At 45.4% G+C, this 25,550-nt stretch carries 18 protein-coding genes and 4 pseudogenes; 7 read left to right on the plus strand and 15 right to left on the minus strand.

The genetic code is table 11. The features are described from left to right. Positions 1 to 283: 283 nt before the first annotated feature. Positions 284 to 640 carry an XRE family transcriptional regulator gene (locus L4D19_RS19240; RefSeq protein WP_428453830.1) on the minus strand — a complete coding sequence of 119 codons (357 nt, stop codon included), beginning with the start codon at positions 638 to 640 and terminating at the stop codon, positions 284 to 286. Positions 641 to 1,404: 764 nt separating this feature from the next. On the opposite strand from L4D19_RS19240, the gene L4D19_RS19245 reads away from it, so the two are divergent. Further along, positions 1,405 to 1,848, plus strand: coding sequence for a DUF411 domain-containing protein (locus tag L4D19_RS19245; RefSeq protein WP_428453831.1), 444 nt, complete (start codon positions 1,405 to 1,407; stop codon positions 1,846 to 1,848). Positions 1,849 to 1,945: 97 nt separating this feature from the next. Here L4D19_RS19245 and L4D19_RS19250 read toward each other — a convergent pair whose 3' ends face one another. Then, positions 1,946 to 2,911, minus strand: coding sequence for a hypothetical protein (locus L4D19_RS19250; protein ID WP_428453832.1), 966 nt, complete (start codon positions 2,909 to 2,911; stop codon positions 1,946 to 1,948). 426 nt (positions 2,912 to 3,337) lie between these two features. On the opposite strand from L4D19_RS19250, the gene L4D19_RS19255 reads away from it, so the two are divergent. Together L4D19_RS19255 and L4D19_RS19260 are read left to right on the plus strand one after the other, a co-directional pair. Continuing rightward, positions 3,338 to 4,036 (plus strand): DUF2786 domain-containing protein, encoded by a 699-nt coding sequence (locus L4D19_RS19255; RefSeq protein ID WP_428453833.1) that lies wholly within the window; start codon positions 3,338 to 3,340, stop codon positions 4,034 to 4,036. A gap of 172 nt (positions 4,037 to 4,208) precedes the next feature. Beyond that, a complete protein-coding gene (locus L4D19_RS19260; RefSeq protein ID WP_428453834.1) occupies positions 4,209 to 5,513 on the plus strand; it encodes an inosine/guanosine kinase in 1,305 nt (434 codons plus the stop codon). Positions 5,514 to 5,576: 63 nt separating this feature from the next. On the opposite strand, the gene moeB is transcribed toward L4D19_RS19260, so the two are convergent. From moeB to L4D19_RS19300, 8 genes and pseudogenes are all read right to left on the minus strand, one after another. Then, positions 5,577 to 6,998, minus strand: coding sequence for a molybdopterin-synthase adenylyltransferase MoeB (moeB, locus tag L4D19_RS19265; protein WP_428453835.1), 1,422 nt, complete (start codon positions 6,996 to 6,998; stop codon positions 5,577 to 5,579). Between the two features lie 63 nt (positions 6,999 to 7,061). Continuing rightward, entirely contained in the window at positions 7,062 to 7,508 is a 447-nt protein-coding gene (locus L4D19_RS19270; protein WP_428453836.1) for a M67 family metallopeptidase, read from the minus strand. Further along, the gene (locus L4D19_RS19275; protein WP_428453837.1) at positions 7,489 to 8,397 is read right to left on the minus strand and encodes a PLP-dependent cysteine synthase family protein; all 909 of its coding nucleotides are present in this window, start codon (positions 8,395 to 8,397) and stop codon (positions 7,489 to 7,491) included. The genes L4D19_RS19270 and L4D19_RS19275 overlap by 20 nt, the downstream gene beginning before the upstream one ends. A 138-nt stretch (positions 8,398 to 8,535) precedes the next feature. Next, the gene (locus L4D19_RS19280) at positions 8,536 to 9,105 is read right to left on the minus strand and encodes a hypothetical protein (protein ID WP_428453838.1); all 570 of its coding nucleotides are present in this window, start codon (positions 9,103 to 9,105) and stop codon (positions 8,536 to 8,538) included. 6 nt (positions 9,106 to 9,111) lie between these two features. Further along, complete coding sequence (locus tag L4D19_RS19285) at positions 9,112 to 9,309, minus strand: hypothetical protein (protein ID WP_428453839.1); 198 nt, start codon at positions 9,307 to 9,309, stop codon at positions 9,112 to 9,114. Between the two features lie 366 nt (positions 9,310 to 9,675). Then, positions 9,676 to 10,191 (minus strand): annotated as a pseudogene (locus tag L4D19_RS19290) (DUF2711 family protein); the annotation flags it as partial. Between the two features lie 324 nt (positions 10,192 to 10,515). Then, the gene (locus L4D19_RS19295; protein WP_428453840.1) at positions 10,516 to 11,541 is read right to left on the minus strand and encodes an alpha/beta hydrolase; all 1,026 of its coding nucleotides are present in this window, start codon (positions 11,539 to 11,541) and stop codon (positions 10,516 to 10,518) included. Between the two features lie 111 nt (positions 11,542 to 11,652). Beyond that, positions 11,653 to 12,166: pseudogene (locus tag L4D19_RS19300) on the minus strand (IS3 family transposase); the annotation flags it as partial. 283 nt (positions 12,167 to 12,449) lie between these two features. Between L4D19_RS19300 and L4D19_RS19305 the strand changes: the two are divergent. Beyond that, positions 12,450 to 13,163: pseudogene (locus tag L4D19_RS19305) on the plus strand (IS110 family RNA-guided transposase). Between the two features lie 248 nt (positions 13,164 to 13,411). Here L4D19_RS19305 and L4D19_RS19310 read toward each other — a convergent pair. The 4 genes and pseudogenes from L4D19_RS19310 to hrpA all read right to left on the minus strand — a co-directional run. Further along, a pseudogene (locus L4D19_RS19310) lies at positions 13,412 to 13,672 on the minus strand (transposase); the annotation flags it as partial. A gap of 112 nt (positions 13,673 to 13,784) precedes the next feature. Next, positions 13,785 to 14,558 carry a hypothetical protein gene (locus L4D19_RS19315; RefSeq protein WP_428453841.1) on the minus strand — a complete coding sequence of 258 codons (774 nt, stop codon included), beginning with the start codon at positions 14,556 to 14,558 and terminating at the stop codon, positions 13,785 to 13,787. Between the two features lie 522 nt (positions 14,559 to 15,080). Continuing rightward, entirely contained in the window at positions 15,081 to 17,165 is a 2,085-nt protein-coding gene (locus tag L4D19_RS19320; RefSeq protein WP_428453842.1) for a methyl-accepting chemotaxis protein, read from the minus strand. 449 nt (positions 17,166 to 17,614) lie between these two features. Further along, positions 17,615 to 21,496 carry an ATP-dependent RNA helicase HrpA gene (hrpA, locus tag L4D19_RS19325; RefSeq protein WP_428453968.1) on the minus strand — a complete coding sequence of 1,294 codons (3,882 nt, stop codon included), beginning with the start codon at positions 21,494 to 21,496 and terminating at the stop codon, positions 17,615 to 17,617. A gap of 274 nt (positions 21,497 to 21,770) precedes the next feature. On the opposite strand from hrpA, the gene L4D19_RS19330 reads away from it, so the two are divergent. After that, positions 21,771 to 22,301, plus strand: a complete 531-nt coding sequence (locus tag L4D19_RS19330) for a hypothetical protein (protein ID WP_428453843.1) — start codon at positions 21,771 to 21,773, stop codon at positions 22,299 to 22,301. A gap of 119 nt (positions 22,302 to 22,420) precedes the next feature. Here the strand turns inward: L4D19_RS19330 and L4D19_RS19335 are convergent, their stop codons facing one another. Further along, positions 22,421 to 23,827: an MATE family efflux transporter gene (locus L4D19_RS19335; protein ID WP_428453844.1), complete on the minus strand. Its 1,407-nt coding sequence runs from the start codon at positions 23,825 to 23,827 to the stop codon at positions 22,421 to 22,423. Positions 23,828 to 23,956: 129 nt separating this feature from the next. Here L4D19_RS19335 and L4D19_RS19340 point away from each other — a divergent pair, with 129 nt between their 5' ends. Then, on the plus strand, positions 23,957 to 24,811 hold the full coding sequence (locus L4D19_RS19340; protein WP_428453845.1) for a helix-turn-helix transcriptional regulator: 855 nt from the start codon (positions 23,957 to 23,959) through the stop codon (positions 24,809 to 24,811). Between the two features lie 145 nt (positions 24,812 to 24,956). Further along, complete coding sequence (locus L4D19_RS19345; protein ID WP_428453846.1) at positions 24,957 to 25,406, plus strand: tellurite resistance TerB family protein; 450 nt, start codon at positions 24,957 to 24,959, stop codon at positions 25,404 to 25,406. Positions 25,407 to 25,550 lie beyond the last annotated feature (144 nt).

Consider the following 25,550-nt stretch of genomic DNA (forward strand, 5'->3'; position numbering starts at 1 on the left):
AATATTCGTGCTCACACTCACAAATTATTGATATATAAGGAAATATTATTAATCTCAATTTTGAACATAAGTTCATCATTTTTCAGTAGTTTTGATAAATGCACAAAAACAAAAAAAAGCCAGCTACCAAAAAAGTTAATGTGTTTTATATCTGAGAATAATTTGAATTATCGACAGGGGTATTCAGCGAAGTAAAGAGAGGTGTTAGAGGAAGCAAGTCATCACCTTGCGCATATTAGCGCAAGGTATTAATTTATCAAAAGTTTATTAATAAAGCCCGCAGTTAGTATGTTTGGACATTATGTTCATATTCCACAATAATTTGATTACCACTATACCGAACATTCTTAATATTCCCATCAACAATGTAGGTATTGGTCAAGGTAACGGAGTTTGGCATTGTTGCACCAACCTGCTCCCTCAACGATGGTAGCGTCATAACTGGGTCAACACCGATATAATTGCAAAACTGGTTAACAAAATTGTGCTCTAACGGTACCTGACCCCGTAAAATGTCTGAAAAAACCAACTGACTTAAGCCAAGTCGCTTTGCCATCTCAATTTGGGTTACCCGCATCTTCGCTTTATAGCTCATCCACGTGTCGTGTAATACTTGTCGGTCTTGTTCTGTGTACTGCATACCCATAAACCTTAGCGTCATATTATATTTATCCCCCAATTAAAACCTAGAATTGGGCGAAGTATGTCAGAGCAAAGTTAGGGTTAAGAATTCATTATCAATTTTGATATTCAGGTAATCGAATCATCACTCAAGCTGCATAACAAAACCCTTTAAGCATCAACTCATTACCCAAACATGCTCAATTCTCAGACAATAAACGTTTTCTTAACCACAAAGCTTGTCGCTTCGGACGGAACATGGATATAATCCTAGGGTTAGTTCTCTTGTTCGAGTTATAGGTATTTCATGCGGCTGCAGCAGATAGTTTCAAAAATCATCATGCTTGCAATGCTATTCACAGCACTTTCCCCAACTGTGAGTGCTAACTCGTTCATCATTGAAAACCCGCTAGCGCACTCTGGCTGTCACACCAGTTCAGCGATGGCCTGCTGCAGCGAGATGACAACGGCTTCTCCAGACAACACGACTATGTGTAGTACTGACACAATGAGTGATCATTCCGTGCCCACTTGCTGTGTCGATAACGACTGTCATACTAACAGCCTACAATTTGCGATTCTTAATCACCTATTCCAAATATCTGTTCCCTCTGCCACCCAAGTTTTTACTGAGCCTGTGGGTGAACGACTTTATTTCTACGATGTGATCCTTCGTCCACCTGTTTTTTCCTAGATTTCAAGTCAATCGCTGCTTTGGCCTTTTCAGCCATCGACTAACTCCGAATTACTTTAAATTTTGAACAAGACAAACAGGATTTTACAATGAAAATTAATCACATCGTCGCACTATCTCTACTCGTTAGCAGTTCGTTCGCCATCGCAGAAACGATCAAAGGAACTAACTACCAATCACCGTATTGCGGCTGTTGTAAAGACTGGGTTAAACACATGGAAGACAACGGGTTTGAGCTAGACGTTGAATACGTACAGGACATGACGGCGAAGAAAATCGATCTTGGCATTCGCCCGCAGTATGCTTCATGCCATACAGCTGAAATCCAAGGTTATACATTCGAAGGGCATGTTCCTGCAGAAGACATCCAGCGCTTTATCGACTCTAAGCCTTCACGCATGGTAGGCCTAGCAGTGCCTGGTATGCCGATGGGTTCACCTGGCATGGAATATAAAGATCAGAAAGACCCGTTTGAGGTTGTCGCCTTTGATGAAAACGGAAACACCATGGTATGGGCTCGCCATAACCAGTAAAGCTAGCCAAACAATAACTTAAAATAATAAGGGCAGAAAAGAAATTCTCTTCTGCCCTTTTGCAATTCCTGCCAAGCAACAATGAACCCTTTAATTGCTAACCAAGCTTCGCAAACAACACACGGTTCGGGTCATCGTTCATTGCCCACTCATTATCTGTTTCACGCTTTTCCAGATAGATCTGCATACCATTAAAATACGTAAAGGCTACCAACTCAGATTCCTGCATAAAGTACTCGAAGAAATCATCCTCGTGCTCTGCAAGCTGGCTCAATGTCGAAATGCCTTTCCTCAATGCCCACTGTACCGCATAAGGCGAAATCATCGTACGGCTTAATATCAGCTCTTTGATATCTGAGATTGCGACTTCTAGACCTTGCGCTGACTTTGGCTCTTCAGCTGCCAGCACACTTTCTTCCACCAGCATCGCTTTCAGGCTGGCAATACTCGCTTCTCGCTCTTCAGCAGAATATCCATAGGTAGTTTTGGCAAAACGAATGGCGTAAGCCAGACGATGACGGCCTACCGTCTCTACCACATCCTCAAGGTAAGCTTGTGGAATATTGTATGCCTTGGCCAGCTGTTCGACAGCCTGCACTAAGCTCGTGTATGTGATGCCGTTAAATTCAACCTGGAAACTGCTTGTCAGGCCTACAACAGGCAAACCGTCGATTATCAGCGGCCAACCGGTATAATTTACACGCTGCTTGGCAATTTCAAACATTGTCCAGGCACTTTCCCGAAAGCCTTCTAGCGCTTTACCCTCAAACTCTGACTCCTCAAGTTCCTGCTGAGTCCAGTTTGCACCAATTTGCAGGTGTTTTTCATACTTGCGATGAAGCTTCTCTTTCACTTTATCGCGTAACAAATCCAGACCACTGACCTTTATTGGCTGGCAAATGCGATAGCACTCCTGGCAACAAGGAACCATTATCGGCAGTTCCTGCTCATCATAATTTGGCGATGCCATAAATGAGTAAGACTCATAGTAGGGCTCGCCACAAAACCAGCAGGTATGACGAAACTCAAAAGGTATATCGATTGACTGGTAAGCTGTTGGCATGTCTGTGTTCTTTATCCTGTATCAACGAAACTATTATGCTGTTGACGCTGCGGTATCTCAAGTCACAAGCAGAATTGTTACTACTAAGTAGCATAGTTATACCCAAGCTACCTCAAGATGCTCGTTTCAGCGAGAATTACTTGGCTACTAGGCTAGGCGCCGATTAGAAGATCTAGTGGCTCTAAATCAATAATCGGTAACAACGCATAGAAGCCAAGTAAACTCGCCCTTTGGGAGTTAGCCAGCGAACCCATTTCTGTGTCAAATAACGTTGAAAGGGACTACCATTCCTACCGTTATTTTCCTTGAACTGAGCCCGCTGGTCTCACTCTGAATCCTGCATCTTGAGGTAGCTTGGGTATATAATTGTACTGTTCAACATAAAGCGTTAAAATACGTGCCCCTTTTCTGAACGAGTGTGATTGGATGTCTGAACAGAAGCGAAAGGCGCTGAAGAAAATTGCTAAATGCCTAGAGCTGGGTAACTCTGCGAACGTCAATGAAGCTGCACAAGCAATCAAGATGGCACACCGCTTGATGCTCAAGTACGGCCTTGAACAAGATGATATTGAATTCATTCAGATGGGCAAAACCAAGTCTTCGACACTTCTGCCAACCGACATCAGTCAGCAAATCCTCAAAATTATCCGAGGCATCAACCGCCGTTTCGGCGTTGAGTGTGTACTAACCAATTACAAAGGGCTAAAGCAGGCTGAATTTATTGGCGTTGCCGAACGTGCTATCTTCGCGGCCTTTGCATTTGATGTCGTCTATCGTGAAATGAACCAGCAAACCGGTCAGTTTCGAAACAGTTTTGCCGGTACCGGTACCAGTTCGGCAGAAGTTACCCGTCGCGTTAGCTCATTTCTGGCGGGTTGGATTGAAGGAGCACTGGAAAAGCTCCCCGAACTCAATACCGATGATGATCATGATAAACGCATGACAAACTATATCGATAAAGAGTTTGAAAATATTGACCGTGAAACCTTCAAAAAACAGCTTCAGGAAGCAATGAAAGCGCTGACTGATGATTATGAAAAAGGGATGAAAAAAGGCCGTTCTATCTCTGTTAACCGGCCTGTTGGGGGCTCGAAGGCCCATAACCCAAAACTATTAAATTCATAATTTCCTGCTTAATACGTCTCTTACAGCTGCAGTAAATTACAGCTGTAATTCTATACGTTCAAAAAAGAAGCAAAAGAATCAAATTCTTCCTCTTCACGCAATGAAGTGGGATGTAAATCCCATTTCTGTGATAGAATGAAACAAAATTCCTTAAAACCGATAGCTTTCACACATGAAATTCCCTGGTCAGCGTAAATCCAAGCATTACTTTCCAGTTAATGCCCGCGATCCATTAGTTGCTCAAATCCAGCAAGAAAATCCGCTATCTCGAACCCACTTAGTTGGTGTTGGTCAAACCATTGTTGATATCGAGGCTCGTATCGATGATGACTTTCTTCAGCGTCATTCGCTGAGCAAAGGCCACTCATTGGTTCTTGATGAAGATAAAGCCGAGCTGCTTTACCAGGAGCTAAAAGAACGCAACCTGATCAGCCACGAATACCCGGGTGATACTATTGGCAACACTTTGCATAACTACTCAGTACTGGCTGATGACAAATCGATCCTGCTGGGTGTGATGAGTCAGGACCTAAAAATTGGTTCTTATGCCTACCGTTACCTTTGCAATACCTCAAGCCGCATGGATCTTGATTATTTGCAGCCTGTTGATGGTCCTATCGGTCGCTGCTATACCCTGATCACCGAAGACGGCGAGCGTACGTTTGCCATCAACGAAGGTGAAATGAACCAGCTTAGCCCAGACAATGTGCCTGAATGCGCTTTTGAAAATGCATCAGCGTTAGTGCTTTCTTCTTACCTGGTTCGCGGCAAACCTGGCGCGCCGATGAAAGAAGCGGCACTAAAATCCATTGAACATGCCAAGAAACACAACGTACCGGTTGTCCTCACACTAGGCACCAAATACGTTATCGAAGGGCTGCAGGAATGGTGGATTGATTTTCTGAAAGAGCACGTCACCTGCGTTGCAATGAACGAAGAAGAAGCGGAAGCCCTGACCGGCGAAAAAGATCCGCTTCTTGCTGCCGACAAAGCTCTTGAGTGGGTTGATATGGTTCTGTGTACAGCTGGTCCTGTGGGGCTATACATGGCTGGATATACCGACAATGCACTAAAACGTGAATCGTCTCTACCATTGCTGCCGGGTCGTATTGCTGATTTTAACAAGTATGAGTTTAGCCGCCCGATGGTTAAATCGGAGTGTGATAACCCAATTCGAGTCTATTCTCATATTGCGCCATACCTTGGTGGTCCTGTTGAGATCAAAAATACCAATGGTGCTGGTGATGCCGCCCTGTCCGCTCTTCTGCATGACATGTCAGCAAACCGTTACCACAAAGAGAATGTACCTAACTCTGGCAAGCACACTGCTCAATTTTTGACGTATTCATCGTTCTCGCAGATTTGTCAGTACTCTAACCGAGTCAGCTACGAAGTTTTGACCCAGCATGCGCCACGACTATCTCATGGATTACCAGAACATGAAGACTGCCTGGAAGAAGCCTATTGGGAGCGCTAAACAACCAGTCAACTAACAACGGAGCCTTTTGGCTCCGTGTTTATATACAGGTATTAGCCAAAATTAATACTTCATCAAACTAGAATCAACATCGTCTATCCAGGCCAAAATCCCTCCCTTGAGATTGATGACATTGGAAAATCCGTTATCAATAAACTGCTGACATACTTTTGCCGAACGTCCGCCCACCTTGCAGTGAAAAACAAGTGTCTGCTCCGGATTGAATTCGTTCATATGCTCCGCTACCACGTTCATAGGAATATGACGACTTCCTTCAATACGACAGATTTCACGCTCGTAGGGCTCCCTGACATCAACCAATACTAACGATGCTTTCTGCGCAAGCTGTTGTTTGAGCTCTATGGCAGATATCTCTTGATAAGGCACCTCAACCGGCGTGCTTGAGATACCACAAAACTGTTGATAATCAATCAACTGGGTAATGGTTGGTGAACTGCCGCACAGGCAGCACTTTGGGTCTTTTTGAATGCTCAGTTCTTCAAAGCTAAGTCCCAGTGCATCATAGGTTAGCAACCTGCCACTCAATGTCGTACCAGCCCCAGTGACCATTTTTATTGCCTCCGTGGCCTGAATACTGGCAATCATAGCTGGTAACACACCCAACACTCCCCCTTCGGCACAAGATGGCACCAGCCCAGGAGGCGGCGGTTCTGGATATAAACAACGGTAACAAGGGCCTCCTTGATAATTAAAAACCGTTGCCTGCCCGTCAAAGCGGAAGATGCTGCCATAAATATTGGGCTTATTGAGTAATATACAAGCATCATTGACTAGATATCGAGTCGGAAAGTTATCCGTTCCGTCAATTACAATGTCATAGTCTTTGATAATCTCAAGTGCGTTCGCAGAAGTGAGCATCTCCTGATAACACTTGATATCCAAATCGTCATTGAGCGCAAGTAATCGCTCCTTGGCACAATCCACTTTAGGCTGGCCAACATCCCCCAAAGTGAATAGAATTTGCCTCTGCAAGTTCGTCTCGTCAACGGTGTCATGATCCACCAGACCAATCGTTCCAACACCGGCAGCAACAAGATACAGACACAAAGGCGAACCTAATCCCCCGGCACCAATAATCAAAATCTTTGCAGCCTTTAATCGTTGCTGCCCTTCCATACCCAGTTCAGGCAACATGATGTGGCGACTATAACGGCTGATTTCTTGCGGAGTGAGTGTTGGCAATGGACCTGCCCCACCCGCAATAGCCGGGACAATTCGCAGTTCACAGCCATCACGTAATGGGGTTGCCATCCCGCTTTGCTGTTTGATATCAACCCGGTCGAGAAACAAGTTCACGAAATTTCTCAACTGCCCCTTGTCATCAAATAGCTGAACCTGGAGATCGGGGTGCTTTTCACAAAGTAGTGTCATGGCCTCAAAAACAGTTTCTGCCTCAACGTCAACCTGACTACTTTGTTGAGTGAACCGCCGTAAAGGTGACGGGATCTTAATTACAGTCTTCATAACTTAACCTATATGTTCGTAGCCTCTTCACATACGCTGCTATATATACATTTTAGGAAATTGCTACGAGCCGTTATCAATTCGAACCAGCTCCTGATCAAAGCGCTCACGATCATCTGTGAGTCGCCATGAGCGATAACCTGAAGCTGTACCATTGCAGACAGAGACAATGATGTAACTGAGCCCTGGCCAGGCATGTACACGGTCAAATTCAGATGGAATATCAGGGTGATCAGGGTGAGAGTGAACGATGCTGATGATCGACAGTCCTTCACTGTCAGCCTTGTCTTCAGCGTCTTGATAAGCAAGGGGATCAATTAAAAAACGGCGTTCACGATTTTCATTTTTTTCATTGAGGCACGGCAGGTAATAACTGCCTGAAGCTTGTATATCACCGCTCTGGTCTATAGAAGCCGTTCCAATAATAAAACCGCAACACTCATGCGGATAGCTCGTTTCCGCATGCTTAATGACTTGAGTAATAATCTTATCACTGATCTGAATGGCCATGGTTCCACAACCCCGCACTAAAGTAGCGCTCACCAAGATCACAGAGTAATGTGACGACTGTTGCTTCCGTCAGCCCTTTCATCGCTTTTTCGCAAGCGGCAAGGTAAGCACCTGACGACTGTCCGGCGAAATATCCGTGCCGAGCAAGTTTCATACAGCAACTTTTCGTCTCATCGGCTGATACATCCACCCAACGGTCAACATAATCCGCCTCAAAGATCTGCGGCACTATATCTTCAGGCTCTCCTAACGGTTTGAGCCCTTCCACTCCAGGCCAGCGCTCTGGACGAACTGCAACAATTTCAATCTCCGGATAATACTCTCTTAACCGCCGGGCAATGCCAGTCAGCGAGCCCCCGGTACCAACCCCGCCAACAAAATGGGTGACTGGTCGCGGAACCTGTTCGATTATCTCAGCCGCCGTCCCCAAATAGTGGGCATTAACATTTTCAGTATTCTTATACTGATCACAAAAGAAATACTTATCCGGCGATGCCTCATACATCGCATGAACATGTCGCAGAGCTTCGTCGTAACCTTCAAGTGGATCTGTTTCAACTAATGTCGCACCATGTGCAAGCAAGCGCTGCTTTCTTTCCTGACTCGCATTGCCCGGAATGACAATAGTGACCTCGTAGCCCATCGCCGCACCGATCATTGCATATGAAATCCCCGCATTCCCGCTGCTAGAGTCAAGAATGATTTTCCCCGGAACTAGAGTCCCCTGCTCCACAGCCTTACACAGCATCTGCTTAACAGGTCGGTCCTTGAGTGAACCACCAGGATTCATCCATTCTGCTTTGGCAAACAGTGCTAAATCAGGCTGTTCGGGATATAAAAAACTAAGGTCGATTAAAGGGGTGTTGCCGATCAGATCCAACAGATTCATGACCGCCCTCCTTGATAGGGCTAAACACTCAGTAACCCAATGAGACTGGTACTCATTTAAGATAGTTGATAGCTAGCTATTACCCAAGGAAAAGAGGATGTGAATAAAAAAGGAGATGCAATACATCTCCCTTTCATTTTAGAACAAAGTCTTATAAGACAACTCACTAAACCGAGCGTCAACTTTAATATTGCTACCGCTTAGCTGTGGAGATAAGTTCGTGTCTTCAGCAATAAGATCAGTAATTACAGTACACGTCGTATAAGTACTTCTTAGATTGGCATCTGTAACAGCAAAATCCTGTGCTAAATCGAATGATATAGAACCACCACTGATTACATTATCGCGCCAGTTTTCATTTGCCGAATAATACTTTGTGAAGGCATTATTATCACAATTCAAACCAGCAGCTATATAGGTATACTTATGGTCTGATTCTTCTGGCCAGCTGTAATTAATTTTATCACCATCATAAGTAACCGGTGATGTAAACTCTACAGGCATGTCTCCTAAAGAAGCTTTAGCAATCACTTGTCCATCACGGCGCCATATAAACTCATAAATACCAACGCTACTTGCAGGAGCTGTGAAAAATAATGTGCTGTCAATAACTTGGTTTGACTGCAATTTAACGCCATCTGCTAAAACTTCAATTTCATCCGTGCCAGATAGATAAACATTACGCTTGGTATTATCTTTGTATTGCAACTTTGCCTAAACTGTATTCAACGTTAAGCCCAATGTATCACTTTGGGTATTATTCGCATGAAAATAAGCTTCTAAGAGAGAGGCGTCGTAGTCATTACTATGCTCTGATTTTGGAGCAGGTAGGCTTGGACTCCCTCCATCCCCGCTACCTCCACCGCATCCAGCTAAAAATATCACACCAGCAGTAAACAACGTATTTTTCATCAAGATTCCCCTATTTACATAAATAACTATTATCTAATAAGTAACAATCATTGCTCTAAAATAACTATACTTCTGTGTATTAATATTGCCATGAAAATCACTTACGGCTAACCATCCAAATTAAGTCGATTTGTTTACAATAAGATACGGCGAATTATGATTACACTGCTAGCTATAAAACACAAGCATCAATCAAACTATAATTCCTATTAAACTTGGCCAACTAACATTCTATCCCTCACAGCAATAATTAATGAACAATCATTCCTGTTGATACCATATATATATAAAGTGTTGTACTGTTGTATTAATCAACTCAAAGCAGCACTTTAAGTTAATTAATACATACAGTAACAATTAACCATGTTAAGTTTCATATGCTCTCCAGTAAACTTCGGTTTTCGGAGTGCAATAAAACCCTTCAAAAGATTCGGTTGAAAGAAGTTTTTCAATTAAATCTCTTGAAGAACTCAAAAACGAACAATGACTATCCCAATGTGTGGTGACTAATATGCTATGTTCATGTGTGAACACACAACCATGTGAGGGGATATAATCTTTTTCAATTAGATCGATAATCCAGTGTAGTTTTCTTTCTGTCCCAACCTCATCATCAACCCAAAACCAATCAAAGCCAAGCTTTCTAATTGCATTGAAAAGCCGATTTTCTAGCAACGGCGGCAGCTCACCCTCTGTAGGGTGGATGGTATTAAGCTCTTCAGATAGTGAATTTAGTTTGTTTGCTGCTTCTCTATTTGAAAGTGCCTTTTTTATACCGCCAATACTGGTTCTTAGCCCTACCTCAATATCTGCTAAACTGGAGAACTTTGTTAGCTTCAGAACCTCCGGCCAAGATACCGCATTGTAACCGTCAATAATCTCATGTTTTGTAGGCTACTTCGCAGGCCAGATGCGCTCAATATCCAAATTGAACGGTTTTAGAAATGGGTGAAGCATCACATTCACCGCTTCGAATTGACCTTCATAGAATGGAAGTATCTTTTCGTCGTATGGACATGAAACAAATTTTTCTGGTGTTGGTAGTATTCTATCCTTCATACCTCGATCTACCTTAGAAATATAACGCCGCCATCACCCGCCGGAGGTGGCTGTCACGCTTTTTGCCCCCGGCAAAAAGCGTGACAGCTGCCGAAGGTCAGGCACGGAGCGAAGCGACATTGCCTGCACCGCCTTGTTCGACCTCAGTTATTCCAAATGCAGTTTAAGAAAGTTGCTCATCTTTGCCCTAGCGATGTCGGATTCTGGAAGCCGCCAGTGAAACGCTTGGAACACGTGCCACATTCCCTCGTAGGCATCGAGTTTCACGGCTATGCCCGCCTGATCTAGAGCCTGGTAATGGCGTATCGAATTGCTGAGAAAAATCTCCTTCGTTCCGACCTGGATCAATGTGGGCGGAAAGCCTTTCGAATAATCACCGTAAACGGGTGAGACGTAAGGGTGTTTCTGGTCTGCGGGATCAGCATAGGCGGCAGCGGCGTTCTCAAGACTATCCGCGTAGACCAAAAGGGGATCCGCAGCGCGAAGGGTAGAATAGGTGTCGCCTGTTTCCGTGATGTCAGACCAAGGCGACCAGAGAACAACGGCAGCAACCAATCCCACGCCTTCATCACGTGCTTTGAGGACGGAACCGGCCGCCAGTCCCCCTCCCGCAGAATCCCCGTAAATAGCGATGTCCTTTAAATCGTACCTCCCCTCAACGAGCGCCTTAATCACTGATACCACCTGGCCGGTTACCTCCTTCCACCTCGCTGTCGGCGGAACGGTGTAATCGACGGAAATGACGCGCAATCTAGTGGCGTCGGCGACCGGGACGGAACTGATCAACGTTGAGGCTGCACTGAACAAGGTGTAGGCGCCACCATGAGTATAGATAAGGACTTTTCCATTGTCCTCCCAGTTCTTTGGCCTGATGTCGAGGACGGGCACACCGCCAAGTTCGAGTTTCTCTACGGTGGCGCCAAACTTTTTGGTGACCGCTTCGTTTTCTTTTTGCTGCGCCTCCTCGTTTTCCTCCCACGCTTTCTTCCAACCTTCGATGTCATCAGGCTTGGGGAGGCGCGACCGATCGCCGGAGAATTCCGCAGAAGCCCCTCGGGCTTCTCTTGAAATAGTTGCGGGAACGTGAAAATCTTTGGCCACCGCAATTGAATCTAGCACGGCAACTGCAATGAGTCCGGCTAAGAGAGGTATTGTCAAATAGTGCACTTTCATTACTTGGTCCACCAAGGTCGATTCTAGGTTTGAAGTCGAACGCCACGCTTAAGGCGCGAGTTTACGAACGTCCTAGCAGCGTAGTTGCGACTAGTGTAGTGGTCAACTAATTCAGGACAGTAGGTTAAGTCGATTTTCTACTTCAACTGGCGCGATACCACCACTATAACTGTGTGGTCGTTGCCAGTTGTAATAGCCCATCAGATATTGCTTCGGACACAGAGCGATAACCGGCTGTGGGCACCCATTCTGACTTCAAGCTTCGGAACAATCTTTCCATAGGCGCATTATCCCAACATTTGCCACGGCGGCTCATCATCTGCTCCATGCGGTAGCGCCACAAGTGCTGTCGGAACTTACGGCTGGCGTACTGGCACCCTTGGTCAGAGTGAAACAATACACCACCAGGACGGTCTCTTTGTTCGTAAGCCACCGCAAATGCCTTTGTTACTAATGCTGCGTCCGGCTTGTCAGATAGTGCCCAAACAACTCGGCGGCTGAACAAATCAATAACGACGGCGAGATAGCACCATCGATTTCCAGCCCAGATATATGTAATGTAACCACACCACACTTGATTTGGCACGCTGACATCGAACTCTCTGTTCAGGCGGTTCGGGATATCTGGACAAAAACTGTTTTCATATTATTGCGATGGATAAACAGGGACACATTCTCTCCTGACAAAAGCTAACCCGAAGCCAAATGAAAAAGTTTGTCATCAATACGCCGCCAACAACCGTGTGTTTTGAAGCATACCCTGGCTCTCAGTATTGGGGGCACATGTTTGCTGATGCCGACTTCAAAGTGAAGATAATCCCGGCACAGTTTGTAAAACCTTACTTGAAATCAATAAGAACGACTTCAATGACGCCGCCGCGATTGCCGAAGCTGGTAATCGTGGCTCTATGCGCTGCGTGCCATTAAAAACTGATGAACAGCTTGCGTTGCAGGCAACGCACCGAGTCCGACAGAGATTTAATACGAAACGAACAGCTGTTGTTAATCAGATGCGCGCACTTTTATTGGAATATGGGATAACAGTACCTGTTGGACGGAAGGTATTTGAACGCTCCCTTCCTGGTATTCTAGAAGATGCTGACAATGGGTTACCAGACTTCATGCGTGCCTTGGTTTTTCGTTTACGAAAACGCTGGCAGTACCTTGACATTCAGATAGACGAGATAACTGAACTATCGAAACAGGCTGCGTTCGCCTCCGAACAGTGCAAATTGATAAGCACAGTACCCGGCATCGGCCCAATCGTATCAACGGCTTTGATTGCGGCTGTTGGCAGCGGAAACCAGTTCAAACGAGCAAGGGATATGTCGGCCTGGTTGGGTTTGGTACCGAGGCAATAGTCGACCGGAGAAAAGTCTAACCTCGGAAGCATTAGTAAGCGCGGTAACACCTACTTACGAACGCTGGTTATCCAAGGAACAAAGGCATTAAAAATCCACATGAATCGAGAGCAATCTTCCCTTGGGAAGTGGATTGGAAGATTGGAGATCTCACATCATCACCATGTGGTTCTGATTGAGCTGGCAAACAAACTCATTCGTATCTGCTGGAAGGTATTAACCTCTGGCCGTGAATATCAGGCATACCCGAGCGCGGTATAAAGTATCCACTATAGCAATAACTAACCAATGTTTTGCGGAAGAAAACTGATGAAAGAAGCGTTAATCCCACATCACTGAAGCCTGGCTAAAAAAGCAGTCCATCGTGACTGAAAGCTTTATTAGGACGGTGATGTGCGGATCCCACCAAGGCCAGAGTACAAAGATTGCTCGCAAATAGGCCGGATACATTAACGCAAACGACTACTGGAATCGAGGTTCTCTTGCAATTCAGGAGCAGACCATACATTTTTTAGAATGGTTTTTTCTCGCTCCAGGCGATTAATACGAGCCTCTAGTTCTTGGGTTTTCTGCTGCTCTGGCGTCAACGCTTTAGAACTCGGCGTTGCTCCATTCCGCTCCTCTTTTAGTTGCTCGACCCAGCGCCGCAATGCTGTATCTCCAACATCAACAGCACGACTTGCTTCTGGAATTGTATAGTTTTGGCCAAGCACTAGACTTGCTGCATCACGCTTGAACTCTGGACTAAATGAACGACGTTTTTTGGTCATTGAACATCTCTTAATGAGTGGTAACTTTACCACCTAAAATGGTGTCCGGCTTTATTAGACCACTACAAAGGGAAGAGTATAAAAAGGAGATGCAATACATCTCCCTTTCATTTTAGAACAAAGTCTTATAAGACAACTCACTAAACCGAGCGTCAACTTTAATATTGCTACCGCTTAGCTGTGGAGATAAGTTCGTGTCTTCAGCAATAATATCAGTAATTACAGTACACGTCGTATAAGTACTTCTTAGATTGGCATCTGTAACAGCAAAATCCTGTGCTAAATCGAATGATATAGAACCACCACTGATTACATTATCACGCCAGTTTTCATTTTCCGAATAATACTTTGTAAAGGCATTATTATCACAACTCAAACCAGCAGCTATATAAGTATACTTATGGTCCGATTCTTCTGGCCAGTTGTAATTAATTTTATCACCATCATAAGTAACCGTTGATGTAAACTCTACAGGCATCTCTCCCAAAGAAGCTTGAGCAATCACTTGTCCATCACGGCGCCATACAAACTCATAAATACCAACGCCACTAGCAGGAGCTGTGAAAAACAATGTACTGTCAATTACTTGGTTTGACTGCAACTTAACGCCATCTGCTAATACTTCAATCTCATCCGTACCAGATAGATAAACATTACGCCTGGTATTATCTTTGTATTGCAACTTTGCCGAAACTGTATTCAACGTTAAGCCCAAAGTATCACTTTTGGTATTATTCGCATGAAAATAAGCTTCTAAGAGAGAGGCATCGTAGTCATTACTATGCTCTGACTTTGGATCAGGTAGGCTTGGACTCCCTCCATCCCCGCTACCTCCACCGCATCCAGCTAAAAATATCACACTGGCAATAAACAATGTATTTTTCATCAAGATTTCCCTATTCACATAACTAACTATTATCTAATAAGTAACAATCATTGCTCCAAAAGAACTATACTTCTGTGTATTAATATTACTATGAAAGTTACTTACGGCTAACCATCCAAATTAAATCGACTTGTTTACAAATAAGATACGGCCGAGTTCCGATTGCAATACCATATATAAAACACAGGCATCAATCAAACTATAATCCCTATTAAACTTGACCAACTAATATTCTATCCCTCATAGCAATAATTAATAAAAAATCATTCCTGTTGATACCATATAAGTAAAAGGTGTAGTACTGTTGCATTAATCAACTCAAAGCAGCAGTTTAAGTTGATTAACACATACAGTAACAATTCACCATGTTAAGAAATAGCAGGATTATCCTAAATCAGAAAAATCAGTTCTGTCATGATTATACAAACAACATCACTTTTTATTCGATGATGTAATCATCAATTCAGGCGTTTGTTACAACAAAAACAAGTCAATTTGAACCCATACTAGTACTCATAAGGATTAATACCTGAAGAAGTTAATTTTATCGCTAACATCATTGGTATAGCTTGCAACACGATTACTCTCTTCCTGTGACAGTTGCGCCCCTTTACCGATACTTTCCGCCGCTTCATTAATGGCCACAATGCTGCGATTTACTTCTTCAGTCACAGCCGCCTGCTCTTCCGCAGCACTAGCAATCTGATGTGCCATATCCTGTATCTTTCCGCTCTGAACACTCACCGCTTCCAGGGCTTTCACCGCCTCTTCGGCATGGGACATGCACTTATCACTTAGCCTCCGGTTAACCTGCATTGTATCAACAGCCTGTTTGCTACTCGTTCGCAAGCCATCAATCATCTGCTGGATTTCATCAGTCGAGTCTGCAGTTTTGGTCGCCAGATTGCGTACCTCGTCAGCGACAACAGCAAACCCACGGCCTTGTTCACCAGCGCGGGCCGCTTCAATCGCAGCATTCAATGCCAGCAAGTTTGTCTGTTCTGAGATATTACGAATGACTTCCAAAATGCTGCCAATACTATTGGTTTGAACTTCTAATTCTTCAATCACTTGCGTTGCATCGACAACATTATTTGCCAGTTCGTGCAAGCCTTCGGCATTGGCTCCAACAACATCTTGTCCCTGAGCGACTGATTGCTGAGTAAGTGACACGGCTTCCGCCGTTTCCTGAGCATTATCGGAGACACTATGGGCAGTCGAAGACATCTCATTGGTCGCTGCAACAACCTGTTCTATCTCCTGACTCTGCGACATAATCTGTGTTTGACTCTGGGTTGCTGCCTCGGCAGTTGCTGCCACACTCTGTTTAAGGGAACCCACAGATCCAGCAACATCTGTCACGATTCCTCGTACATCCGAAATAAAGGTATTCAGATGGTTTGCCAGCTGCCCTGTTTCATCTTTGCGGTCGATATCGATTTGCTGAGTTAGGTCGCCGCCCGACTGAGTCAGCGCCTTAACACGTGCCACCAGCACACTGATTGGAGAAGCAATCGAAACAGACACGAACCACATCATCACCAAACCCAGTAACGCCGAGATAAGACCGACGGCCATTTGTCCGGATAGATTGCTGGAAAAATGTGCCACAACAGTGTCGACAATGGCCTGAGCGCTTGCCAATGCAATATTTTGAGGAGCAACTACAATCACCTCCCATTCTGTGTCCGTACCGATAGTCCTGAAGCTTTCAGCCGCAATAAGGTTACTACCGGCTGTCACCGTTTCACCTAGGGTGCGATCCGCGATTAATGTCTTCAGGGAAGTGCCTGACAGCATCTTGCCGATATTGGCCGGCTCGGCACTATCTGCACCAACAATACCCAACGGACTTAGAATAATGACTCGCGAATGACCTGATATCAGGTTCTGGCTGGCACTAGTGGCCAGCGACTGCAAGAAATCAAGAGAGTAATCAACGCCGAACATGCCCACAAACTTGCCGTCGCGAACCACCGGGGAAACGAACGAGCTCATTAGTGTTGATACGCCCTGAATCTCATAGCTTGCCGGATCGATAACACAGGACCGCTTAGTTTCCATCGGGCATAAATACCATTCCGACTCGCGAATACCTGTGCTCGTCAAGCTTGTCGAATAAAATGGGTAAGTGGCTTCTACATGAACTTCTCCCGAGGGGGAACGGTTGAAATACGGACTGAATTCACCATTTGACTGAGCGAACTCAGTCCCTTTATACAAGCTAGACTGCCCATCAAACCCATTTACTTCCCACCCGCTGTATATACCGATGATGTTTGGCGTATTAGTGATGGTATTTTCTAGTAACTGAATGACACTCTGGCGGGATATCTTTGGGTCTGTGCCATTGAACGCTTCAGAATACGTTGTAGCAATATCCATTGCCTCGTTAAATACAAGGTTGATTTTTCCAGCCTCAACTTGTGCTGACAGACTTAATTGTTCTTTAAGGCCAGCTTCGGCATCATGCAAAACTAATTCATCAAGTTCTTGCATAAGCGCATCACCGTTATAATAGCTATAACCTAGCATAGCTATGGTGACGGCAAGCAAACTCGCCCCTCCAAACAACAATACTTGTTGTTTAATACTTGAAAACTGCATAAATTCCCCTTACTACATTCTCCTTTACGTTTGACTTGAGATATCCTCGTCAATATCACAGTCAAATTCGGGATGTAGAAATCCCAGTCAATATATTGACTAATAAAAGAAAAATATTAAYAACTAAAAATACAGAAAATGATTTCTATAACCACAATATTAGTAAGGGGCAGAAACTATCATATGCCACCATTGCATACAAAATACTTTATCAAAAAATATGGCACATAAGACAATTCTATTAGTGTTTATTCCTTATGGAAATAATTACGTTTATAAGTGTTAATTTTTAAAGGGCGCATGAATTATGCTCACTGCAAATAATCCACATTAAACATATCCATTAGGAATAAAGTTTAAATTGGTATCAACTATTTTCATTTACCATTCTTTGTAAATAAAAAACGGAGCTTTTTGCTCCGTTTTTATATCAAGCGCTCATTAGCAGTTTAGCATTCTGCAATCGCATTTTTTACCCGCTTATCTGAGACTGGGTAAGGTGTGCCAAGCTGCTGAGCAAAATAACTTACCCGCAACTCTTCAATCATCCAGCGAATGTCTTTCACTTTCTGCGGCACTGGCTGACCTTTCGGAATTTTATTCAGTAGCTCTTTATAATCTGAGACGACTGATTCAATCTTAAGGATGTGTAGCCGATCCTTGTTAGGATCAATTGGCAGCTTCTCCATCCGACGCTCAATGGCTTTCATATAGCGCAAAATATCCGGCAGACGCTTCCAACCACACTCAGTCGCAAAGCCTTTAAAAATCAAACCATCAATTTGTGCCTTAATGTCTGACAGAGCAAAAGCCATTGTCAAATCAACACGACCTTTCAGGCGCTTGCTGATGTTGAACGCAGTAGTCAAAATCGCCTCAACCTGCTTGGCAATGTCTACCACAGTATCACCCAGTTCGCCGCGGATGTGTTCCTTCAACGATTCGAATGCTTCCGGCTCCCATACCAGACCACCTTTCTCTTCAATAAGCTTATCGATGCCACAGGCGATACAGTCATCAATCAGATCCAGCACCCGACCATACGGGTTGAAATACAAGCCTAACTTGGATTTATTCGGTAGGTTAGCATGCAGGTATTTAATCGGCGACGGAACATTCAACAGCACCAAACGACGCTGACCTTGCTGCATCGCTGTCTGCTGCTCTTCCTCGGTTTCAAATAGCTTGATACCAACAGAGTCCTTGTTATCCACAATTGCCGGGTAGGCTTTTACTTCAAAGCCCCCACGCTTTTGCTGATAACGCTCAGGTAACTTACCAAAGCTCCAGGTTTTCAGCCCTTCCTGCTCGATGTCATCATCGGCAACCTGAGACAAGGTTTCCTGTACCTTTTCCTTCAGGCCATCTTTCAGGCTATACAGATCTTTGCTTTCTTTAAGCTTACGGTTACGGTGATCAACCACCCGGTAAGTGATTTTGAGGTGATCGGGCACCTGTTCAAAGTTCCACTCTTCACGCAAGACAGTCACGCCGGAAATACGCTTAAGCTCTTTTTCCAGTGAATCGAGCAACGGCATTGCCATCGCCTCGGCCCGAGCCAGGAAAGCTTCCGCATAGTTAGGTGCCGGTACAAAGTTACGACGGACAGGCTTTGGCAATGACTTGATAAGGGCAACCACCAGCTCTTGGCGTAAGCCCGGGATCTGCCAGTCAAAGCCATCCGGCTCAACCTGATTAAGAATAGGAAGCGGCACATGAACCGTGACACCGTCACTATCTTCACCCGGCTCAAACTGATAGCTTAGCTTCAGCTTAAGGTTGTCCTGATGCCAGAAATTTGGGTAGTCCAAGTCGGTAATATGACTAGCATCTCCCTTGAACAGCATCTCTCGCTCGAAGTTCAGAAGATCCTTGTTCTCGCGACTTACTTTCTTCCACCAGGTATCGAAATGACGACCGGAAACGACAGTCAACTCGATACGCTGATCATAAAATTCAAACAAGGCATCATCGTCGATCAAAATATCCCGACGACGCGATTTATGTTCGAGCTCTTCCACTTCCCGCAATAACTTACGGTTCTGGTGATAGAACTTATGCTTGGTTTCCCAGTCCCCCTCGACAAGTGCCGAGCGAATGAAGATATCCCGTGAAAGCTGTGCATCAATTCCGCCATAATTCACTTTGCGCTTGGCGACAACCGGAATGCCATACAGTGTCACTTTCTCAAAGGCAGAAACTGCTGCCTGCTTTTTCTCCCAATGAGGCTCGCTGTAGCTACGTTTAATGAGATGGCCAGCCAATGGTTCAACCCACTCGGGCTGAATTTTGGCGGCAATACGCCCCCACAATCTCGAGGTCTCTACCAGCTCAGCAACCATTACCCATTTCGGCTGTTTCTTGAAGATGCCGGAGCCAGGGAAAATATTAAAGCGCGCATTACGAGCACCTTGATACTCATTCTTTTCCTGATCTTTCAGGCCAATATGGGAAAGCATGCCAGATAGCAGCGCCATGTGGACACCCGCATAGCTCGCTTCCTGATCGTTGATACGAAGATCCAGCTCCCTCACGACCTGAGTAACCTGATAATAAATATCTTGCCACTCTCGAATACGCAGATAATTCAGGTAGTCCTTCTTGCACTGCCTGCGGAACTGATTACCGGACAGTGCCTTTTGCTGTTCCTGAACATAGTCCCACAGGTTAACAAAGGTGAGAAAGTCAGATTCTTTATCGTAAAAACGACGGTGCTTCTCATCGGATGCCTGTTGCTTTTCCATCGGACGCTCACGCGGGTCCTGAATCGACAACGCACAGGCAATAATCATAACCTCTCGAAGGGCACCCTGTTTCGGCGCTTCAAGCACCATACGTGCCAAACGAGGGTCAAGTGGCAAGCGTGCCAGTTGGCGCCCAACTGAAGACAATCGTTTGCGTGGATCCTTGGCCTTTGGGTTAATCGCTCCCAGCTCTTCCAGCAGGCGAATACCATCTTGAATATTACGGTTATCCGGCGCTTCAACAAACGGGAACGCCTGAATATCGCCCAGGCCGATAGCCGTCATCTGCAGAATAACGGATGCCAGATTGGTTCGGAGAATTTCGGGATCGGTAAACTCAGGGCGGGAAAGGAAATCATCCTCCGAATACAGGCGGATACAGATACCTTCCTGCACACGGCCACATCGTCCTTTTCGCTGGTTGGCGCTTGCCTGTGAGATCGCCTCGATCGGCAGACGCTGCACCTTGGTTCGATAACTATAACGACTGATACGGGCAGTACCCGGATCGATAACGTACTTGATCCCCGGTACCGTCAGTGACGTTTCAGCGACGTTAGTAGAGAGTACGATGCGACGACCGCTGTGCGACTGGAAAATCCGGTTTTGCTCTCCGGCGGACAGACGTGCATAGAGCGGCAGCACTTCAGTATCACGCAAGTTACGTTTTAGCAGGGCATCAGTCGTATCGCGGATCTCGCGCTCGCCATTCATGAAGATCAAGATATCACCCAGCCCTTCATCGCACAGCTCGTCCACGGCATCAAAAATCGCCTGCAACTGATCACGATCACTGTCATCACCGTCTTCAGAAACAGGACGATAGCGAACTTCTACCGGATAGGTTCGACCCGACACTTCGACAATCGGAGCATTATTGAAATGCTTGGAAAAACGCTCCGGATCAATGGTTGCCGAAGTAATAATCACCTTCAGATCAGGGCGTTTTGGCAATAGCTCACGCAGATAGCCAAGAATAAAATCGATATTCAGGCTTCGTTCGTGGGCCTCATCAATAATGATGGTATCGTACTGGTTCAGGTAACGGTCGTTTTGAATTTCTGCCAGCAAAATACCGTCAGTCATTAACTTAACCTGACTGCGGTCAGACACTTTATCGTTAAATCTGACTTTATAACCAACATACGATCCGAGTTCACACTTAAGCTCTTCGGCAATACGGCTGGCGACGGAACGGGCAGCAAGACGACGAGGCTGGGTATGGCCGATCATCCCCTTGGTGCCTAATCCAAGCTCCATGCAGATCTTTGGCAGCTGGGTGGTTTTACCTGAACCGGTTTCACCCGCAACAATCACAACCTGATTGTTCTTGATTGCCTCGGCAATATCATCTTTTTTCTGGCTAACCGGTAGCTGTTCTGGATACGTGATGGTTGGGCGCTGGGTAGAGCGCATCTCAACAACCTGCATAGATTTGGCTATGTCCATAGCGATTTCATCGAAAACAGCATGCTTGGCTTTTTCGTTTTTGATTCTAGCCGCACCTTGCACACGTTTGTGCAAACGGAAGCGATCGCGCATCATGCAATCTTTAATCGCGGCTTTTAACGTTTTCTCACTATTCAAAACGTCTGACTGAGAGGTATTCGACTGAGTCAAAGGAATTCCTGATATTTCAGCTTGGTATTAAATAAAATTGGCGGGATTCTACCACAAATCGCCTGGTTACGGCGGGATAAACTCACTGATACAACCCAAATTAGTTTTCATGTAACACGGCTCTGCGTCACAAGGTCATTCATTGTGAAACAAAACCTGGCCTGAAAAATGGTTGGATTTGTATGCATTGCATACAATTTACAAACTAAAACCAACAATTAATACAGTGAGCCTTCCTTAAATGAAAAAACTATCCGCCCTATTGCTTTCGCTCGGCATGTCTGCCCCAGTGTTTGCACAACAAGCCTTTCAACTTTCGGTTCCAGATGCCAACTTTCCGCCAGGCAATGTAAAAGGGGTTCGTTTTACTATTCTTCACGGTAAAACCTCCCAGGTTACCGGCCTTGATATACCTCTCCTCGGTCTCTCTGAAACCCAACACTTTTCAGGTCTGAGTGTCGGGCTTTTTTTCGGCATTAGCCGTGTGACAGGCAGCTCAAACGGCGTCAAGCTCGGCCTGGCCAACTGGAACGACGGTAATGCCAAGGGGGCTGATATCAGTTTTATTAACTACAATGCGGGTCAGTTTACTGGCTTACAGGTTGGCGGCTTTAACTATACCGGGCGTCTCAATGGCCTGCAGTTTGGCTTTATTAATGCCACCAACCGCATCGAGAAAGGCATTCAGATTGGTCTGATTAACTACGACAAGTCAGGCACATTTATCAGCAAGGACATTCCGGTATTCCCGCTTATCAATGCCCGCTTCTAGCCAGACACGCCATCTGCTGCACTCTGGCGTCATTCTATTCTAGAAGCGTTTCATAAAGAAAAGGGAACCACCCAGATGGTTCCCTTTTCTGTGATTTTAATCTATTGGCTAGGTATTGATTACGCAGAGACGATACATTGCTCATCGTCTTGCTTTGGCTCATCATTCACTAGATTAATTAACCAATGGCGGCCTCTGATTCGGTGTGTCGTCAATAGCACTTTTACCAGTTCTTCACTGAGTATTGCCAGCATTACCCAGTGTAACGGCCACCCGAGCACAATCCCCGTGAACACGGCAATTGGAATACCTACCGCCCACTGAGCAAACAAGTCGATGAATATGCTATAGCGAATATCTCCGCCACTGCGGAGTACACCTGCAATTCCAACCATGTTATACACCTTGAGAAATAACCCCAGGGCCATCACCAAGGTCACATTAATAGCCATCTCCAGGTTCGGCATGTCTGCTTTCGCCAGCAAATTCCCGACACCATCATGAAAGAGCAAGACTGTCATTCCAAGCAATAAGGCCAGTGACGCGCTCAAACCTATAAATAGCCACGACTGGTGCCAGGCTCGCTGATAGTTTTCCGCACCCAGCTCGTGACCAAGAATAGTGGAAGCTGCCACGGCAAAGCCGATAAAGCCCGAAATCAGTACACCTTCAATAGGTGATAGCAAACTGATGATTGCCAGTTCCGAGACACCAAGCTGACCGATAATATAGTTATATACCAGTAAGCCCATCGCCCAGCCGCCATCATGAATGATCATAGGAAGCGCCACTGACATATACTTTTTGCGCGCTTTCGGTGCCGCTGCAGTATCAACATCAGAAACCTTTGGCAAAATAGCATCATACTTCCAATGAGCAACCAAGAGCAGAATCACTGTTTGTATACCGCGTGAAATTGTCGTTCCCAACGCAGCACCCGCCACTCCCATTTCCGGAAAACCGTACAAACCAAAGATAAGCAAGGCATTCAGAGCCGCATTGATTATGACAGCAACCAGGCCAACAACGGTCGGCATTTTTGCCTCACCGACAGCCCGCAATGCCGACTCCAGGGGGACTACAATCGCGGTAAAGATAATGCTCCAGCCACACACAAACAAATAGCTGGTTGCATGTTCAACAAACGCGGGATCATCGGTCACCAAACCCACTATTTGCCCCGGTGCTAAACGATAAAGCAGCGCAAATGGAATCGTGAAAACTATAGCGCAGATCCATGATTGCAGAAGAGTACGTCTCACACCATCCATTCTACCGGCGCCAAAAAACTGCGCAGCCAACACGCCAACCGCACCACTCACGCCAATGATCAGTAACAAATTAAAAAAGAAAATTCGGTTACCGACACCAACCGCGGCAACTTGCGCCTCGCCCAGCTTGGAAACCATCATGACATCCACTAAACCGAGGATTGCAAATAGCATGGACTGCATTGAAACCGGGATCGCCAAACGCCAGGTTTTCTGCCAAAAATCTTTATCTGCTGAAGTTCGCCAATTATGCATATTTGCCTCCTTTTGTTATTTTGATTATGTGATTGAGATCTTACTCCTAAAGGCAAAAAACAACTTATGCTAGTCTCTTAAAAACTTTTGCAAAACTATCATATTTCAATTTGGAGTGAGTAAACCATTATGGGGTGGCCCGAGTACTTTGAAATATCTGATCAATGCCGCTCGACGATAATTGACCAAGCGCAGCTCGTAGCCCTTGAAAAACACCAAATTGTTCAATGTGGTATCAATTATGCCCGCGACAGTTTCACCATTTACCGCCGCAACCCGAACATGCACATGCTGCTTTTTACCTGTAGCGGAAAAGGCTGGCTAGATACGCCTTCACGTAAGTGGCAGCTGGTCCCCAATAGCGTGATGTATGTGCCCCCGGGCCATGAAAATGGATTTGGTATCGAACATGAAGACAATGATAACGAGAGCTGGGATGTTGCCTGGGTAATGCTTGCGTCAGAAGGTCTATGGGAGGATATCTTACCCCACGGTGTCACCTACAGTGATACCCGCTGTGCGGATTTACTCAGGCAGACAATCGACTGCCTTCACCAGTCTATGTCATTGCCCTACCCCGTAGGTCACGAACTGGGGGAAAACCTTGTCGAGCAAATCAGACTGCTTGTCTCTCACCGACTGCCAACATCTAACCCGACACCTCTTCAACGACTGGATAAGGTGTTTTCCCGGGCTCAGGAACAGTTTCACCGGAACTGGCAGGTCTCAGAATTGGCAGCCTTGCATCCGTGCTCCGAGGCTCACTTTCATCGTTTATGTCAGCAATACTATGGCCATGGACCAATGTCCCACCTCACTCGATTGCGGATGGAGTATGCGGCCCGTCTGCTGAGTTCGACTGAATGGCCAATCCAGCATATTTGCGAGTTAAGCGGCTATCCAAACCCGGCCAACTTCAGTACCCGATTCAAAAAATGGAGTTCATTGACGCCAAGAGAGTTCCGTCGGCGATTTAAATACTGACGCTTCGCTCAATATAGCCTCGCAATACAGCGGAACAAGATGGTAAGTTTCGCGGTCTCAACACTAGTACTTATCTCTTCTGCCTTGATTTATTGCACAATCAACCGCAGATATGGAGATAGAAGGCATTAGAAAGAGGCACCCTATGTTTACACAACTACGTACACTATTTCGTCAGGTTATGCATGAAGGCTCGGACGGAGGGGCGATTGATACTCCGACAATGAATCTCGCCATGGCTTCACTGCTGTGTGAGGTCGCCAATGCGGACCATGAGATTGACCCACGAGAAGAGTCTGCCAAAGTACACCTGCTGGTTAATTTGCTGGATATAGATGACAGCAACGCTAAATCTCTACTGAATAAAGCAAAAGAGCAAAGTAACCAATCTGTTTCTCTCTATGAGTTCACCACCAAGCTTCGCGCTTTGATGCCAGAACAGCGTTATCAATTAATTGAATCAATGTGGCAAGTCGCCTATGCCGATGGTGTTATCGATCCTTTGGAGGAAGCGGTGATTCGCCAAGTCGCCGAACTCATTTATGTTGATCATTCTGAATTCATCCGAGCCAAACTTTCAGCACAAGACAAATAGCCCCCTGTATAGCTTTCATTGTCATCCTGCCTAATAAGGTTTTTCGCTTTCATTCTCAATTTGCAAATCGCATCTATGAAGGCGAATTACTACCCCGCATCACCACAACAATCATAAGCCATTGATTTATAGGACAATTTTATA

The organism is Photobacterium kasasachensis (assembly GCF_050336885.1).
GTDB lineage: Bacteria > Pseudomonadota > Gammaproteobacteria > Enterobacterales > Vibrionaceae > Photobacterium > Photobacterium kasasachensis.